13 protein-coding genes are annotated in these 13,343 nt (G+C 71.8%); 11 read left to right on the forward strand and 2 right to left on the reverse strand.

All coding sequences use genetic code 11. From position 1 onward, the window contains the following. Window positions 1–72: 72 nt before the first annotated feature. The gene (locus NYZ98_RS05555; RefSeq protein ID WP_262841394.1) at window positions 73–672 is read right to left on the reverse strand and encodes a COG4315 family predicted lipoprotein; all 600 of its coding nucleotides are present in this window, start codon (window positions 670–672) and stop codon (window positions 73–75) included. Between the two features lie 900 nt (window positions 673–1,572). On the opposite strand from NYZ98_RS05555, the gene NYZ98_RS05560 reads away from it, so the two are divergent. From NYZ98_RS05560 to NYZ98_RS05610, 11 genes are all read left to right on the forward strand, one after another. Next, window positions 1,573–2,274: a hypothetical protein gene (locus NYZ98_RS05560; protein WP_262841395.1), complete on the forward strand. Its 702-nt coding sequence runs from the start codon at window positions 1,573–1,575 to the stop codon at window positions 2,272–2,274. Window position 2,275: 1 nt separating this feature from the next. Beyond that, window positions 2,276–3,175, forward strand: a complete 900-nt coding sequence (locus tag NYZ98_RS05565) for a hypothetical protein (RefSeq protein WP_262841396.1) — start codon at window positions 2,276–2,278, stop codon at window positions 3,173–3,175. Continuing rightward, window positions 3,172–4,479: a CpaF family protein gene (locus tag NYZ98_RS05570; protein ID WP_262841397.1), complete on the forward strand. Its 1,308-nt coding sequence runs from the start codon at window positions 3,172–3,174 to the stop codon at window positions 4,477–4,479. The genes NYZ98_RS05565 and NYZ98_RS05570 overlap by 4 nt, the downstream gene beginning before the upstream one ends. Then, entirely contained in the window at window positions 4,476–5,387 is a 912-nt protein-coding gene (locus NYZ98_RS05575) for a type II secretion system F family protein (protein WP_262841398.1), read from the forward strand. The genes NYZ98_RS05570 and NYZ98_RS05575 overlap by 4 nt, the downstream gene beginning before the upstream one ends. After that, complete coding sequence (locus NYZ98_RS05580) at window positions 5,380–6,306, forward strand: type II secretion system F family protein (protein WP_262841399.1); 927 nt, start codon at window positions 5,380–5,382, stop codon at window positions 6,304–6,306. Before NYZ98_RS05575 ends, NYZ98_RS05580 begins: the two co-directional genes overlap by 8 nt. Beyond that, window positions 6,307–6,543 carry a hypothetical protein gene (locus NYZ98_RS05585; protein WP_262841400.1) on the forward strand — a complete coding sequence of 79 codons (237 nt, stop codon included), beginning with the start codon at window positions 6,307–6,309 and terminating at the stop codon, window positions 6,541–6,543. 38 nt (window positions 6,544–6,581) lie between these two features. After that, window positions 6,582–6,947, forward strand: coding sequence for a TadE/TadG family type IV pilus assembly protein (locus NYZ98_RS05590; RefSeq protein WP_262841401.1), 366 nt, complete (start codon window positions 6,582–6,584; stop codon window positions 6,945–6,947). 80 nt (window positions 6,948–7,027) lie between these two features. After that, complete coding sequence (locus NYZ98_RS05595) at window positions 7,028–7,435, forward strand: pilus assembly protein TadG-related protein (RefSeq protein WP_262841402.1); 408 nt, start codon at window positions 7,028–7,030, stop codon at window positions 7,433–7,435. A 28-nt stretch (window positions 7,436–7,463) separates the two neighbouring features. Then, the gene (locus NYZ98_RS05600; RefSeq protein ID WP_262841403.1) at window positions 7,464–10,505 is read left to right on the forward strand and encodes a bacterial transcriptional activator domain-containing protein; all 3,042 of its coding nucleotides are present in this window, start codon (window positions 7,464–7,466) and stop codon (window positions 10,503–10,505) included. A 214-nt stretch (window positions 10,506–10,719) separates the two neighbouring features. After that, on the forward strand, window positions 10,720–11,388 hold the full coding sequence (locus NYZ98_RS05605) for a hypothetical protein (protein WP_262841404.1): 669 nt from the start codon (window positions 10,720–10,722) through the stop codon (window positions 11,386–11,388). Continuing rightward, on the forward strand, window positions 11,385–12,317 hold the full coding sequence (locus NYZ98_RS05610) for a hypothetical protein (RefSeq protein ID WP_262841405.1): 933 nt from the start codon (window positions 11,385–11,387) through the stop codon (window positions 12,315–12,317). The genes NYZ98_RS05605 and NYZ98_RS05610 overlap by 4 nt, the downstream gene beginning before the upstream one ends. A gap of 55 nt (window positions 12,318–12,372) precedes the next feature. Here NYZ98_RS05610 and NYZ98_RS05615 read toward each other — a convergent pair whose 3' ends face one another. Then, on the reverse strand, window positions 12,373–13,101 hold the full coding sequence (locus NYZ98_RS05615) for a hypothetical protein (RefSeq protein ID WP_262841406.1): 729 nt from the start codon (window positions 13,099–13,101) through the stop codon (window positions 12,373–12,375). Window positions 13,102–13,343: the final 242 nt, after the last annotated feature.

Genomic DNA, 13,343 nt, shown 5'->3' on the forward strand with positions numbered 1-13,343 from the left:
GCATCAACGTAGCGACGGGAGTTCGCCCGGTCCGGAGGTTTACGTCAACCAGACCCGCGGGTGCCCGTTGCCCTACTCCACTTTCTTGCCGTCGGCGTTGACGACGTACCACTTGCCGCCGGAATCGCTCTTGCCCTGACCGTTGTAGTCGCCGGGCTTGGTGTCGCCGCTGTAGTAGTAGAGCGGGTGCTTGTTGTACGTGACCTGCTTCTCACCCTGCTTGCGGGTCGTGGTCCCGAGAAGCGCGTCCTTCACGTCGGTGCCGGCCTGGGGCTTGTCCATCGTGACGAACGGCGGCCAGGTGACCGCGCAGGTGTCGTAGCAGTTGGAGGTGTTCTCGGTGTCCTTCTCGAAGATGTACAGCGTCCGGTCGTTCTCGGCAACCAGGATCTTGCCGTACGTCGAGTCGGCGAGCTTGATCTTCGCGTGCTCGGGTGTCGGGATGGGGGTGGCCATCGTGGAGTCGGTGACCGACGGGGAGGCGCCCGGGGCCATGGAGTCGGTGACGGTGCCGGAGGGTTCGGGGTAGGAGGAGTCCGTGCTGGACGGGGACTCCGTGGCGTTGACCGCCGCCCTGCTGTAGCTGGTCGCGGGCTTGCCGGCCCCGCCGCACGCGCCTACCAGCAGGACGGTTGTGGCCAGCCCGACGCCGGACGCCAGGATTCTGTTCATGACCCCCTCCTTCTCAAGAGCTCCGCGCCCGGGTACCGGGCCGGACTATGTGTTTGTCTGGGGGGGACGTAGCTATCCTTCCCGCTTATCCGCTTTTCAGCACATCCGTGCTTGTTTCGTGGGTTCTCAGGCTAAAAGACCGATACAGCGGGACAGCCCGGTGGACGGCCTTCGCGGCGAATTGGCGTAAGCTCGGAGCTTCCTCCCGGCCGACTGTGGGCGGCGACTGTGGATAACCTCCTGTCCTGTGGATAACCGGCTGATGCCGTGACGGATTTCCACTCTTAAAACGGATATTTCGTTACAAATCACGCGAAAGTTCGGCCGGAGATAACGCGCTGTGCCTGTGGACAACGCTGTGGACAACTCGCCGCCCGGCTTCCCGATCCCCGCCCCATCCCCCGATCGGCCCGCCCGATCCCCCGTCCCCGCCGGGCCTCGCGCCCGATCCCGTCCGGCGTCCCGCCCGCTCGCGCGCCCGCCGGAGGGGCGCGGCCGAATCCGGGGACGATCCTTGCGCGGCGCATGGTTGGGATGGCGGCCGGCGGGGAAACCAGAGTGGTAAGTGAGGCTGAGGTTACGGTCGATACAAAAGGGAATATCAACGGAAATTTCGCTGTGGGCGATGTCACGGGGCAGGCGTGATTCTTGACGCTCCCGTTGACAGTTAATCGATAGTGGATAAGCATGGGTCCGGTTTCCATCCCCGCGCTTGGTGCAAGCTGCACGCAATGGCATGAGAATTCCGGAAGATAACTTCACGACCTCCGTCCTACATATCCGTGACCATGCCGTCCCGCACCGTGGTCATGCGGTTCATCTCGGTCGGCCCCGCCGCTGACCGGTATCAGCGCATGGTGAGGGTGTCGGCCCGGTCCCTGATTCGGGAGCCCCCCACTCATGAGGATCAGCGAGAAATCGGACCGCGACACCCGCGGGCCCGTGAACTCGGAGCGCCCGGGGACGCCGGGCGCGCTGTCCGGACCGGCCTCCCGCAAGCTCCCCGTGCCGCCCCGCGAGCGCAAGCCCGCCCTGGCCGCCCTCGCGCTGCTCCTGGTACTCGGCGGCGCCCTCGCCACCACCCTGCTGGTCATCCGCAGCGGCGACCGCGTGTCCGCCATCCAGATCGTCCAGCAGATCGGGCCCGGCCAGCCGGTGCTCCCCGAGGCGATGCAGGAGGTCCAGATCGCCGACACCGGCGTCGGGTACGTCTCCTGGTCCGCCCGCCAGCAGGTCGCCGCGACCTTCGCCCGGGTCACTCTGCTGCCCGGCACCCTGCTCACCGAGCAGATGGTCAGCCGGGCCAGTGACCAGCTCGGCCCCGGCAAGGTCACCCTCGGCCTCGCGCTCAAGGCCGGCCAGGTGCCCCTCGGCCTCCAGCGGGGCGACCAGGTCCAGGTGCTGTACGTCCCGGGCTCGGGCAGGGGCACGGCGCAGGGCAAGGTGCTCGCCCCGACCGCGCTGGTCGACAGCGTCGGCACCAGCGAGGGGAGCAGCTCGGGCCTGGTGTCGATCATCGTCGACGCCACCGTCTCCCCGGCGATCGCCATGTACTCGTCGAGTGGTGAGATCGCCCTGGGCAAGCTGTCCGGAGCCGGCTGACGTGGCACTCATCGCGCTCGCCGCCGACAAGGGGGCGCCCGGCGTGACCACCGCCGCGACGGCCCTCGGCGCCGTGTGGCCGAGGCCGGTGCTGCTCGCCGAATGCGACCCCTCCGGAGGCGACCTGGCGTACCGGCTGCCCGCCGTGGACGGCGGCGTGCTCAACCCCGGGCGGGGGCTGCTCAGCCTCGGGGCGACGGCCCGGCGCGGGCTGCGTCCCGAGCAGGTCCACGAGCACACCCAGAAGCTCGTCGGCGGCCTCGACGTGCTCACCGGCCTGACCAACGGCGAGCAGGCCACCGGCCTGACCTGGCTGTGGGGTCCGCTCGGCCGGGCGCTCGCCGCGCTGCCGGGCGCCGACGTGCTCGCCGACTGCGGCAGGCTCGGCGCCCACCCGCAGATGGGCGAGCTGATCGCCGAGGCCGAGCTCACGCTGCTGTTCACCCGCCCGAGCCTCGACCACGTGGCCCACCTCCGCGAACGGCTCATGCTGATCTCCGGGCAGGTCGGCGTGGTCGTGATCTCCGACCCCCGGTCCTACCGGGGTTCCATCGACGAGGTGCGCCGCATCGTCGCCGCGACCGCCAGAGAGGTCGCCTTCGTGGCGGGCATGGCCTACGACCCGAAGGGCGCCGAGCTGCTCAGGGGCCAGTGGGGAGGCCGCCTGGACCGCTCCCTGCTCATCCGCACGGCACGCGAGCTGGCCGGCCGCCTGGCCGCGCGCGTCGCGCCGGGCCGTACGCCCGCGCGGCCCGAGGCGCGTCCGGACGGCGGCACGCCCCCGGCGGGCGTCGCCAAGACCGGGCTCACCCGGGGCCAGGGCGGCCTCGCCCGTGGCACGGGCGGCATCTCGCGCGGCCCGGCACGCTCGCAGGAGACGCGGGCGGAGCGATCCGAATGAGCATCGACCACACCCTGGTGAAGCGGTTCCGGCAGGAGGTCGGCGACCGGCTCGCCCACCAGCGGCGCCTCGACCAGGCCAGTGGCCTGACCCCCATGTCCGGCGAGGACGAGCGCCAGTTCGCGCGGGCGCTGATCTCCCAGGTGCTGGAGGAGCACGCGCGCAGCGAGATCGGCTCGGGCCGCACGCCCCCTACCGCCGAGGAGGAGGAGGGCCTGGCGGCGGGCATCCACGCCGCGCTGTTCGGCGTGGGCCGGCTGCAACCGCTGCTTGACGACCCCGAGGTCGAGAACATCGACGTCAACGGCTGCGACCGCGTGTTCGTCGGTTACGCCGACGGCCAGGAGCTCATTCACGACCCGGTGGCCGAGACCGACGAGGAACTGGTCGAGCTCATCCAGATCCTCGCCGCCTACAGCGGCCTGTCCAGCCGCGCGTTCGACACCGCCAACCCGCAGCTCGACCTGCGGCTCCCCGACGGCTCGCGCCTCTCGGCGGTCATGGACGTCACCGTGCGCCCGGCGGTGTCCATCCGCAGGGCCCGCCTCGGCAAGGTGTTCCTCAGCGACCTGGTGGGCAACGGCACCCTCACCCCCGAGATCGGCCGCTTCCTGTCCGCCGCCGTCGCGGCCAGGAAGAACATCATGATCGCCGGGTCGACCAACGCCGGGAAGACGACCCTGCTGCGCGCCCTGGCCAACGAGATCCCGGCCCACGAGCGGCTGATCACCGTCGAGCGCGCCCTGGAGCTGGGGCTCGACCAGTTCTCCGAGCTGCACCCCAACGTGGTGGCGTTCGAGCACCGCCTGCCCAACTCCGAGGGCCAGGGCGAGATCACCATGGCCGAGCTGGTGCGGCGCTCGCTGCGCATGAACCCGAGCCGCGTCATCGTCGGCGAGGTGCTGGGCGACGAGATCGTCACGATGCTGAACGCCATGACCCAGGGCAACGACGGGTCGCTGTCGACGATCCACGCCAACTCCTCGATGGAGGTGTTCAACCGCATCGCCACCTACGCGCTGCAGGCGCGCGAGCGGTTGCCGATCGAGGCCACCCACATGCTCATCGCCGGCGCCATCGACTTCGTGGTCTTCATCGAGAAGCGCAACGACTACCACCAGGGCGGGCGGCTGCGCCGGTACATCGCCAGCGTCCGCGAGGTGGCCGGGGTCGACGGGCGGGTGCTGTCGTCGGAGATCTTCGCCTCGGGACCCGACGGCCACGCCGTGCCGCACGCCCCGATCGCCTGCATCGACGACCTGGCCCAGCACGGCTACGACCCGACGATGGGAGCCTGGTCATGATCCCGCTCCCCGCCGGGCTGTTCGACCCCCTCGCGATCCTCGCGGGCGCGGTGACCGGCGGCGGCCTGTTCCTGTTCGGCCTGGCCCTGTACGGGCTGCGCGCCGGGCCGGCCACCCCCGACCGGGGCGCCAGGCGGCGCGAGGTCCTGCGCCGGCTGTCCACCCGGTCGGCGGTCGCGACCATCACCGGAGGCGTGGTGCTCGTCGTCACCGGCTGGCCGGTGATGGCGGCCGGCGCCGTCCTGCTCGTCCTGGCCTGGCGCGGCCTGACCGGCGGCGCGGCCGAGGAGCGTGGCTCCATGAGCCGGCTCGAAGGGCTGGCCGCCTGGACCGAGTCCCTGCGCGACACCATCGCCGGCGCGGCCGGCCTCGAACAGGCGATCCCGTCGTCGATCAGGGCCGCGGCGCCGATGCTCCGCCCCCACCTCCGCGCGCTGGTCGACCGGCTGCACACCCGCATGCCGCTCGCCGACGCGCTGCGGATGTTCGCCGACGAGCTGGACGACCCGTCCGCCGACCTGGTGATCGCCGCGCTCATCCTGAACGGCAAGCTGCGCGGGCCCGGCCTGCGCGAGGTGCTCGGCGCGCTCGCGGTGTCGGCGCGGGAGGAGCTCGACATGCGCCGCCGCGTCGAGGCCGAGCGGCGGTCGACGCGCCGCAGCGTCCAGATCGTGGTCGGCACCGCCGTGGCGTTCGCCGCGCTGCTGGTCGTCTTCAACCCCTCCTACGTGGAGGAGTACGACTCGCTGCTCGGCCAGGCGGTGCTCGTCGTGGTCGCCGGGCTGTTCGGCGCCGGGTTCGCCTGGATGCGGCGGCTGGCCCGGTTCGACAAGCCCGCCCGCCTGCTCGGCCCGGCGTCCACCGCGCCGCTTGAGCGCGAGCTGGTGCCAGGAGGTGCCCATGGTTGAGAACGTCTTCGCCGGAGCCGCGGTCGGGCTGGGACTGTTTCTGCTGTTCAGGGCGCTGTTCCCGCCGAGGCCCGGCCTGGTCGCCCGCCTGCTGGCCCTGGACTCCGCCCGCCAGGGCGACGACGCGCTGCGGATCCGGCTGATCAGCCCCGACGAGGACGTCAGCGCCTTCCGGCGCGGTGTCGGCGTGCGGCTCGCCCGGTTCTACGCCGCGCGCGGGTGGGAGGTCCGCTCCACCCGCGCCGACCTGGCCCTGGTCGGCCGGTCCTTCGAGGGGTACCTCGCGACCAAGATGCTGCTCGCGGTGTCCGGGCTGCTCGCGTTCCCGATCCTTCTCGGGTGGCTGCTGCTGATGGGGTGGGGCGTCTCGCTCCAGGTGCCGCTGTGGTCGGCGCTGGTCGTCGCGCTGATCTTCTTCTTCCTGCCCGACCTGCAGATCCGCAGGGACGCCGCCGTGCGCAGGCGCGACTTCCGCCACGCCGTGGGCGCGTTCCTCGACCTGGTCGCGATGAACCTCGCCGGCGGCCGTGGCGTCCCGGAGGCGCTGCTCATGGCGGTGTCGGTCGGCGACGGCGGCAGCGCGTCCAACTGGGCGATGGCCCGCATCCGCGAGGCCCTGTCCAACGCCAGGATCGTCGGCATCACCCCCTGGCAGGCGCTCGGCCAGCTCGGCGACGAGATCAACGTCGACGAGCTGCGCGACCTGTCCGCCGCGCTGGGGCTGGTCGCCGACGACGGTGCCAAGGTCCGCGCCTCGCTCACCGCACGGGCGGCCACGATGCGGCGGCGCGAGCTGGCCGAGGTCGAGGGCCAGGCCGGCGAGCGCTCCCAGTCCATGCTGGTCGCCCAGCTCCTGCTCTGCGCGGGTTTCGTGATCTTTCTCAGTTTTCCGGCAGCGATGAAGATGTTGGGGTCCTAGATGTTCACACCTGCGTGGCTCACCTACCTGGTCGCCGTACTCCACGTGCGGATCGACCGTGCCAGGACCGCCCCCTCGCGCGGAGCCTCCGCCGTCGAGTGGGTGATCATAACCGCGATCATCGCCGGGGTGGCCCTCGGCCTGGCCACTCTGATCAAGACCCTGGTCACCCAGAAACAGGCCGAGATCCAGACCAACTTCGGCGGGGGTGGTGGCGGTACCGGCGGGAAGCCGTGACCAAGCGGCACCGTCCGGGGGCGCGTGACACGGGTTCGATGGCGGTCGAGACCGTCATGCTGGCGCCCGTCCTGCTGCTGTTCCTGATGTTCCTGGTCGGGGCGGGCCGGGTCGTCGAGGCGCAGGGCGAGGTCAACGGGGCCGCCAGGGACGCCGCCCGCGCCGCCTCGGTGCAACGCACGCTCGCGAGCGCCGAGACCGCCGCCAAGGACGCCGCCGCGTCCGCGCTGGACGACCAGTGCGGTCCCAAGGTCAGCCTGGCGGGCAGCGAGTGGAAGGAGGGCGGCACGGTACGGGCCAGCGTGACCTGCGACCTGAAGCTCGACTTCCTCGGCTTCGGGACGCTGAAGCAGATGAAGGGCACCTCGGTCGTCCCCCTGGAGCAGTTCCGGAGGGTCGAATGACGAGGGCCCGGGAAGTGCGGGGGATGAGGAGGGCCCGGAAGCATCGCGGGACGAGGGGGGCCCGGGAAGATCAAGGCTCGATGTCGGTATTTGTGGTGATCTTCTCTGTGGTGGTCTTCATGCTGGCCGGCCTCCTGGTCGACGGCGGCGCGGCCATCAACGCCCGGCTGCGGGCCGCCGACATCGCCGAACAGGCCGCACGGGCCGCCGCCGACCAGATCGACGTCGAGAACCTGCGGCTCACCGGCCAGGTGCGCCTGCTCGGCGACGAGGGCGCGGTCTGCGGCCGGGCCAGGCAGATCGTGCAGGCCCACGACGACGCCGACGTCAAGCTCGTCCGCTGCCAGACCGGCGCCGGGCAGGCGGACGTGACCGTCGCGGTGAGCGCCCACTGGGACGCGGTCTTCCTGTCCGCGCTCGGGTTCTCCGGAGCCGCCATGTCCGGCGTCGCGACCGCCGGCCCCGACCCCGGCGGCCAGCAGCCGTGACCGGCACCGAGATGAGGGAGGGAGAGGGATGACCCCACGCAGACCACCGACGCGCCCGTCCGGCGTCACCCCCGCGGCGCCCCGGCGCATCCGGCCGCGGCGGACGTTCGGCGATGTGATCATCGGCATCGCGGCGCTCATCGCGCTGGCCGCGCTCATGGGCGGCGTCCCGTACGCGCTCCTCCGCCTCGCCGGCCCCCCGCTGCCCGAGGCCCTGCTCAACGGCGACCTGCTCACCCGGCAGATCAGCACGACCACGGCCGTCGCCATCCTGGTGCTCCTGGTCTGGCTCACCTGGGCCCAGCTCGTCGTCTGCGTGATCGTCGAGGTGTACTCCGGGATCCGCAGGATCGGCATGCCCGTCCGCGTCCCGCTGTCCGGCGGCACGCAGGCGCTGGCCAACCGGCTGGTCTCGGCCGCGCTGACGCTGTTCACGGTGTCCGCCGTGGCGATCCCCATCGCCGGCATCGCCACCAGCCCGCCGCCCGCCCGGCCCTCGGTCGTGGCCGCGGCCCTGACCACGCCCGTCATCGACGACCAGGGCTCGCTCGACGTCGTCCGCCAGGTCAAGAAGGTGTACGTGGTCCAGCCCCCGCACGGGCGGCACCACGAGAGCCTGTGGGAGATCGCCGACAAGTGCCTCGGGGACGGGCGGCGCTATCCGGAGATCTACCGGCTGAACCAGCACAAGGCCCAGCCCGACGGCACCCGCCTGCAGATGGCCGACCTGATCAGGCCCGGCTGGGTGCTCGACATGCCGGACGACGCGCGGAACGTCCACGTCGTCCCGGTCGACGAGCGGCGGGAGACCATACTCAAGCACTACCCGGGCAAGCCCGCCGAGCTGGACGGCCGCACGCAGTTCATGCCCTCCGGCACCGCCGACGTGACCCGGCCGGGCGGCACGCACGACCTCGGCAAGCAGGGGCCGGCCGAGCGGACGCCCGGTGGGCGGGACCAGGGTCTTGGCCGGGATCAAGGTCAGGGGCGGCCCGAGGCCACCCAGCGGCCGGAGGCGGACCGGGACGGCACCAGCATCGTGCTGCCGCCGCCCGTGCCCTCCCAGCGCACCTACCACCTGCCCGCCGTGCCGAAGGTCCCGTCCGTCTCGGCCAAGCCGGCCGTCACCGCCTCCCCGCAGGGCACGGCCGAGGAGAAGCCGCAGAAGGCCGACCGCGCCGAGCGGCCGGAAAGGCTCGGGGCGCCGCAGCGGCAGGACAAGCAGGACCAGGGCGGCGGCCTCGACCTCGTCGACTACCTCGCGGGCGGGTCGCTGGCGGCGGCCGGGCTGCTGGCCGCGCTCGGGCGGCGCCGGCGCGAGCAGCTGTGGCACCGCGCGTTCGGCCACCGCATCCCCCGGCCGCGGGGCGACGCCGCCGGCGCCGAGGTCGCGTTGCGGCTGGGCTCCGACGCCCCCGGCAGCCGCATGCTGGACAACGGCCTGCGCCTGCTCGGCAAGCTCCTGGCCGAGCAGGGCCGCGTACCCCCGACGATCTACGCCGTTCACCTTTCGGCGCGCGGGCTGGACCTGTGGATCCACCCGCCGGAGCAGGAGGCCCCTGAGCCCTGGGAGTCGCACGACGGCGGGCGCACGTGGCGCCTGCTCGCCCACGAGGGCCGGGGCATCGACGAGCACGCCCTGGCCGACGTGCCCGCCCCGTACCCCGGCCTGGTGTCGCTCGGCGTCACCGAATCCGGGCGCGTGCTGATCGACATGGAGGCGGCGCACGGCGTGATCGCCATCACCGGGCACCGCGTGCGCGACGCGCTCGCCGCCCTCGCGGTCGAGCTGGCGACCAACCGGTGGTCGGACCAGATGCGGATCACGCTGGTCGGCTTCGGCGTCGACCTCGCCACCATCGCCCCGCACCGCGTGCGGGTCGTGGGCAGCATCGCCGAAGCCCTGCCCGAGCTGGAGGCCAGGGCGGAGGAGATCGCCGCCGCGGGCGCGCAGGTGCTGACCGGCCGCGTCCACGGCCGGGCCGCCGACCCCGTCTGGCCCCCGCACTTCCTGCTGTCCGCGATCGGGCCGGACGCCGAGGAGGCCGCCCGCCTGGCGAGACTCGGCCGTACGGGCGCCCGCACCGCCACCGGGTACGTCATCGCCGGCGACATGCCGCACGCTACCTGGACCTGGGAGATCACCGAAGAGGGCAAGGCGCGGGTGGAGGCACTCGGCGTCAGCGTCGCGGCCCAGCTCCTGCCCCGGCGGCACTACGACGCCGTGATCGAGCTGTTCCACACGGCCGGGCGCCGCGAGGGCGAGCCCGTGCGCGAGGACGAGGGGCCCCACGAGTTCACCACGTCCCCCTCGATCAACGTGCGGATCCTCGGCCCGATCGAGATCGGGCCGGTGCCGCCGCTGGAGGAGGGCCGGGCCGAGCTGGCCTGCGAGCTGGTCGTCTACCTCGCCACCCACCTGGCCGGCGTGCATCCCGTGGTGCTCGGCGGGATCCTGTGGCCGCGCGGGGTGCAGGCCGTCGTACGGGACGCCACCATCGCCCGGGTGGCCGAGTGGCTCGGCACCGACAGCGAGGGCAGGCCCAACCTGCGCACCGACGACACCGGCCGGCTGCGGCTCGGGCCCGAGGTGCGTTCCGACTGGCAACTGTTCCGCGAGCTAGTCCGGCGCTCGCACAACGACCCGGGCGCGCGGGCCGTGCTGTTGGACAAGGCGCTGGGGCTGGTACGCGGCCCGCTGCTCAACGGCAGGCCGCGCGGGCGCTACGCCTGGCTGGCGGCCGACGAGCTGGAGTACGAGGTGGCGGCGAGCGTGGCCGACGCGGCCCACCGGCTGTGCGAGGTGCGGCTGGCGCACGGCGACGCCGAGGCGGCCGTGGCGGCGGTACGGGCCGGGCTGCTGCTCACCGCCGACGACGAGGGCCTGTGGCGCGACCTGCTCAGGGCCGCGCACGCGACCGCCGACCCGCTCAAGCTGCGGGCGGTCGTGGACGGGCTGCACCGGCGGGCCTCCTCCCACCCGTACGGCGGGGGGATGGCCCCGGAGACCGAGGCGCTCATCGACGAGCTCCTGCCGAGCTGGCGGCTGCACTCCATGCCGTCGGCATGAGGTGGTGAGGGACGTGGTCCGGCGGCCGGTGGGGTCCTATGGCCCGGCGGACGGTGTGGTCTGCCGGACGGTGTCGAGAAGGTTTCGAGAAGAGGGAAAGGTGGCGGCGGCAGTGAAAGGGATGGGTCGCGTGGGCCGGGAAAATTCCCGCGAGTCATACCGATACCCGCATAAAGGTGGTCCGATCTCCCGGCCCGTGGTTACCGTCGGCGGCATGCGGATGCGGGCGGCCCTGGCCGCCGTCGCGCTGCTGGGCACGGGCTGCTCGGCCACCGGCGCGGAGCACACGTTCACCCCGGCGGGCGACGGCGGGTCCGCAGCGTCCGGCGCCCCGGCAACCCCCGGCTCGCTCGAGGCCCCAGGAGCCATGTCGACGCCCGGTGTCGAGATGGTCGAGGTCGCGCCCGGCATGACCGTGTCGATCGAATGGCCCGCCGGGCTCGACGCCGCCCAGCAGCCCATGGTCAGGGCGTTCACCGACGGCTACGTGGAATCCTGGAAGGCCGTCGTCAGCCAGGGCAAGGACAGCGGCTACCTCGACGGCGTCGAGGACCAGGCCGGCCGCGACTCCTACGCGTGGGTGCGCGGCTTCGTGAACCGGCGCGAGTCGGCCACGGGGACCGCCAAGGTGTACGCGGTCCGGGTGGCCTCGGCCACCGGCCGGGGGGCCGAGGTGGACGCCTGCGTCGACGAGTCCGGGGTCCGGGTGACGGAGGTCGACAGCGGCCGGCCGATCGACGGCCAGCCCGCATGGACCCAGCGGCCCACCTCGGTGTACCTCCAGGTCGCGGCCGTGCGCAAGGGCGACGACGGGGCGTGGCGGGTCAGGACCTACCTGCACGCCTCCTACCCCCATGAGCGTGCGAAGGAGTGCCGCCGATGAGATCGCTGCTGCCGTTCGTCCTGGCCGCCTCGCTGACGGCCGCGCCGGCCATCGACCCCGGAGGCCCGCGCGGGGAGGGGTTCCAGGACGGCCGCACGAGCGGGGTGGTGCTGCGCGACTCCAAGATCGTGCTGAGCGGCAACGGCCTCGGCGCCAAGAGCGACGGGTACCGCGTCAAGCGTCCCTGCTGGTACGAGCCCGGCGACAAGGCCGACGACATGCTGAACCGGCAGCAGGACGTCCGGGAGGACTGGTTCCACACCCACCCGACCGGCACCGACAAGGATTTCGACCAGTTCCTCAAGCAGTACAAGGACAAGGTCGGGCAGGACGGCCGGTGGTGGGCCCCCGCGTACAACGCCGCCGACCCCGACGGCCTGGCGTGCGCCACCGGGCTGCCGGGCGCGGTGTGGGTGCCCGAGGGCGGCACACCGCCCGGCGGTATCACCCTTCAGGAGCTCTACGACCTCGCCAGGGCCGCGCTGACCGTGCCCGAGCCGAAGATCGAGCTCAGCCCGGACGTCAAGAGCTACGTGAACCTGCCGACGTGGGTGTGGCTGACGGGCATCGGCGCCACCACCCGCTCGGTGACGGCCGAACTCCCCGGCGTCATGTCAGCCACCGTCACCGCCACCCTCACCGACGTTCAGATCGATTCGGGGACGACGGCCGGGCGGGCCGAGGTCAGGGAGAACTGCGGTCCCACGGGCCACCCCTACGTGAAGGGCGGCACCTTCACCTGCGGCGTCCGCTACTTGCGTGCCTCCGCCGACCAGTCGCGCGACGCCTACACCCTGACCGTCACCACCGTCTGGCCCGTAACGGGCGGCGCCGGCGGCTTCGCCTTCCAGCCCGTCCAGGCCCAGGCCGTCCGCGAAGTCCCGGTAGGCGAAGTCCAAACCACCGTCCGCGAAACCCCCACCTCCTGACCCGCTTACCGAACCCCAAAGCGAGGGGCTCACAGCCCCTCGCTCGGCTGTCACGTCAGTGGATCAGGTCGCTCGTGGCAGTCGCGGTCGGCTCGGGCGGAGTGGGGGACACCGGTGCGGGGCTTTCCGGCACGGGCGGGATCGTCTGCTTGTCCGTGGGCTTGGGCGCCGGACGGTCGACGTTCTTGCAGTTCTTCTGCGCGATCGCCGCCTTCTGGATCTCGATTTTCAGCTCGACCGCGACTCGGGCGAGCTTCGCCAGCTTCCAGTCCTTTATCGCCGTCTTGTAGACCTTCCGATAAAACTCACCGCGGCCGGCGAGCTTCTCCTTGGATTTCATGTCGCTCTCGCGCTGAGCTTCGAGATCTTTGCGCCAGGCCAGTTCGTCGATGAGCCGGTTGAGCTCCAAAGCCAGGCCGACGCACTCCTTGTCCGCGGGATTCGCGGCCGTGTTCTGGCATTTCGCCAGCTCGTACTTGGCGTTGTTCAGGACGATCCCGGCCTGGTCCATCGCGATGCGGAGCTTGTGCAGTTCTTCGGCAGAGATCGTCTGTGTCGCCTCCAGCTTCACCCCGTCCGCGTACTCGTCGGCGCTGAAGTCGTACTCCACCTGGGCCGTGTCCACCGCGTTCTGCTCCAGCTTGCAGACTTCCGCGTTGGCCGGGACATTCGGATACGGCGTGGTGGGGGTGATGGTCTCGGCCTGAGCCGCCGAGACCATCACTAAGATGGCGGCGAACACAGCGAGGAGCGCCGCGATCATCGCAAGCGGTTTCGCTTTCACATTGTTCCTTTCCCCAATCGGCTACGGGCTTCACACACGCTCGTCATTCGCAGCGCCCCCGCATTCGGATTGGGCCCGAGATCTGCGTTCTCCACCAACCTGGTGAAATCGCAGCACCATTAATACGCCCACGCAGTGCTGGCCGTCATACGTCACGGCATGGTCCGAGCAGTAGACGCGCTTCGCGCACGCGTGCTCGGGCTGTGTCTCTTCGGGGGCAAGCCCCCGAACCCCCGGCGAGG

This window comes from Sphaerisporangium corydalis (assembly GCF_025506355.1).
In the GTDB taxonomy this organism is placed as follows: Bacteria; Actinomycetota; Actinomycetes; order Streptosporangiales; family Streptosporangiaceae; genus Sphaerisporangium; species Sphaerisporangium corydalis.

Bases quoted from the DNA above. Each gene is read 5' to 3' on its own strand.
- NYZ98_RS05555 (WP_262841394.1), bottom strand. From the start codon at position 672: ATGAACAGAATCCTGGCGTCCGGCGTCGGGCTGGCCACAACCGTCCTG.
- NYZ98_RS05560 (WP_262841395.1), top strand. From the start codon at position 1,573: ATGAGGATCAGCGAGAAATCGGACCGCGACACCCGCGGGCCCGTGAAC.
- NYZ98_RS05570 (WP_262841397.1), top strand. From the start codon at position 3,172: ATGAGCATCGACCACACCCTGGTGAAGCGGTTCCGGCAGGAGGTCGGC.
- NYZ98_RS05575 (WP_262841398.1), top strand. From the start codon at position 4,476: ATGATCCCGCTCCCCGCCGGGCTGTTCGACCCCCTCGCGATCCTCGCG.
- NYZ98_RS05580 (WP_262841399.1), top strand. From the start codon at position 5,380: ATGGTTGAGAACGTCTTCGCCGGAGCCGCGGTCGGGCTGGGACTGTTT.
- NYZ98_RS05585 (WP_262841400.1), top strand. From the start codon at position 6,307: ATGTTCACACCTGCGTGGCTCACCTACCTGGTCGCCGTACTCCACGTG.
- NYZ98_RS05590 (WP_262841401.1), top strand. From the start codon at position 6,582: ATGGCGGTCGAGACCGTCATGCTGGCGCCCGTCCTGCTGCTGTTCCTG.
- NYZ98_RS05595 (WP_262841402.1), top strand. From the start codon at position 7,028: ATGTCGGTATTTGTGGTGATCTTCTCTGTGGTGGTCTTCATGCTGGCC.
- NYZ98_RS05600 (WP_262841403.1), top strand. From the start codon at position 7,464: ATGACCCCACGCAGACCACCGACGCGCCCGTCCGGCGTCACCCCCGCG.
- NYZ98_RS05605 (WP_262841404.1), top strand. From the start codon at position 10,720: ATGCGGATGCGGGCGGCCCTGGCCGCCGTCGCGCTGCTGGGCACGGGC.
- NYZ98_RS05610 (WP_262841405.1), top strand. From the start codon at position 11,385: ATGAGATCGCTGCTGCCGTTCGTCCTGGCCGCCTCGCTGACGGCCGCG.